We start from the raw sequence: 2249 nt of genomic DNA, 5'->3' as shown, positions 1-2249 counted from the left end.
CAGGCCGCCGAAGCCCTGCGCGCGGCCGACCTGCCGTGCCCCGTGGTCAGCGTGGGCTCCACGCCCACCGCGCTGGCGGCATGCCGGCTGGACGGCGTTACCGAGGTGCGCGCAGGCGTCTATGTGTTCTTCGACCTGGTGATGCGCAACATCGGCGTGTGCACGGCCGAGGACGTGGCGCTGTCGGTGCTGGCCACCGTGATCGGCCACCAGGCCGACAAGGGTTGGGCCATCGTGGACGCAGGCTGGATGGCCATGAGCCGCGACCGGGGCACGGCGAAACAGCGGCAGGACTTCGGCTACGGCCAGGTCTGCGACCTGCATGGCGAGGTGATGCCGGGCTTCGTGCTGACTGGCGCCAACCAGGAGCACGGCATCCTGGCGCGCGCTGATGGCGCGATAGAGGCCGACATCGCCGCCCGCTTTCCCCTGGGCACGCGGCTGCGCATCCTGCCCAACCATGCCTGCGCCACGGGCGCGCAGTTCCCGGCCTACCAGGCGCTGGCGGCAGATGGCTCGGTGCAAACCTGGGAGCGGCTCCATGGCTGGTGAAAACGGGATCGATCTGCGCCATGCATCGCCGCAGCTGCCTGCGCCGGGCGGCCACTACAGCCACACGGCCACGGGCCAGGGGCTGGTCTTCGTGTCAGGGCAGCTGCCCATACGGCCCGACGGCACGCGCCTGGTGGACGCCAGCTTCGAGGACCAGGCGCGCCAGGCGCTGGCCAATCTGGCGGCGGCGCTGGAGCTGGCCGGCAGCGGCGTGCCCCGCCTGCTGCAGGTGCGCGTGTACCTGGACGACATGGCGCACTGGCCGGCCTTCGACCGCCTCTATGCCGACTGGGCCGGCGCGCACCGGCCCGCGCGCGCCGTGGTGCCCACGGGGGCGCTGCATTTCGGGTTGAAGGTGGAAATCGAGGCCGTGGCGCTGGCCTGAAGAAAGCCCGGCCCGAGGGGGCCGGCTGCCGCTACTTCAGCCAGCCGCGCTTGCGGAAATACAGCATGGGCCCGACGGCACTGAGCACCATGAGCGCGATGACGTAGACGTAGCCGAACTCCCACTCCAGCTCGGGCATGAAGCGGAAGTTCATGCCGTAGACGCTGGCGATCAGCGTGGGCGGCAGCAGGGCCACGCTGGCCACCGAGAAGATCTTGATGATCTTGTTCTGGTTGATGTTGATGAAGCCGACCGTGGCATCCATCAGGAAGTTGATCTTGTCGAAGAGGAAGGCCGTGTGGCTGTCCAGCGATTCGATGTCGCGCAGGATCTGGCGCGCTTCCTCGAACTGCTCGGCATTGAGCATCTTGGAACGCATCATGAAGCTGACGGCGCGGCGCGTGTCCATGACGTTGCGGCGGATGCGGCCGTTCAGGTCTTCCTGGCGCGCGATGGCGCCCAGCACTTCGCGGGCCACGTCGTCGGTCACGTCGCCGGACAGCACCATCTTGCTGGCCTTCTCCAGGTCGTCGTAGATGCCTTCGAGCGTATCGGCCGAGTACTCGGCGTCGGCGTCGAACAGCTTGAGCAGCACGTCCTTGGCCTCGTCGATCAGGCCCGGCGCGCGGCGCGCGCGCATGCGCAGCAGCCGGAAGACCGGCACGTCCTCGTCATGGATGGAGAACAGCACGCCGCAGCTGCGCAGGTTCTTGTTGTGCTCGTTGACGATGAAGGCCACGCGCACGGAGCGTGGGTCCTCGTCATCGTCGATCAGGAAGTCGCTGCGGATGTGCAGCTCGCCGTTGTCTTCTTCGTAGAAGCGGGCCGATTCCTCGATGTCGTCGTCCATCGCATCTTCGGGGATGGACAACTCGTAGTGCTGCTTGATCCAGCGCTTTTCCTCGACCGTGGGCGACTCCAGGTCCACCCAGATCGGCTTGAAGCGGGACAGCTCCTCCAGCGACTCGATCTCTTCTTGAACCAGGCGGCCATTGGCCAGCGTAAAGATGTTGAGCATAGGCTCACTCCAGGTGTTCTTCTCAGGCGTGCGGGGTATCGGGGGTGCTTTCAACCCCACAGGCCAACCGGGAGTTGAAAGCTACCAACTGGGGTAGGTTTCCACGGAGCTTTCTCCAAGATGCAAAGCATCGGATTATGCAGCGTTGCGCTGCAGCATGCGGGCCGGCCGCGCTATTCGGAAGCGGCTCCAGGGGGCATCTGGCGGCCTGTCACAAAAGCCTGGGCATGGCACAGGTCGGCCCAGGCGCCGGCCTTGGCCTGGGGGGCGCGCAGCAGATAGTTGGGGTCGTAG

At 66.6% G+C, this 2249-nt stretch carries 2 protein-coding genes and 2 pseudogenes; 2 read left to right on the top strand and 2 right to left on the bottom strand.

Annotated features, from left to right (window positions below; genetic code table 11):
• Both L995_RS04620 and L995_RS04615 read left to right on the top strand, forming a co-directional pair.
• Positions 1–552, top strand: a pseudogene (locus tag L995_RS04620) (DSD1 family PLP-dependent enzyme); the annotation flags it as partial.
• Entirely contained in the window at positions 542–937 is a 396-nt protein-coding gene (locus L995_RS04615; RefSeq protein WP_047469589.1) for a RidA family protein, read from the top strand. The pseudogene L995_RS04620 and the gene L995_RS04615, both read left to right, overlap by 11 nt.
• 31 nt (positions 938–968) lie before the next feature.
• Here the strand turns inward: L995_RS04615 and corA are convergent, their stop codons facing one another.
• Complete coding sequence (corA, locus tag L995_RS04610) at positions 969–1955, bottom strand: magnesium/cobalt transporter CorA (protein WP_016449112.1); 987 nt, start codon at positions 1953–1955, stop codon at positions 969–971.
• A 173-nt stretch (positions 1956–2128) separates the two neighbouring features.
• Positions 2129–2249, bottom strand: a pseudogene (locus tag L995_RS34855) (uracil-DNA glycosylase family protein); the annotation flags it as partial.

The organism is Delftia sp. ZNC0008 (assembly GCF_000799035.1).
Taxonomy (GTDB): domain Bacteria; phylum Pseudomonadota; class Gammaproteobacteria; order Burkholderiales; family Burkholderiaceae_C; genus Comamonas; species Comamonas tsuruhatensis.
This window is presented reverse-complemented; position numbering and strand designations above follow the sequence as displayed.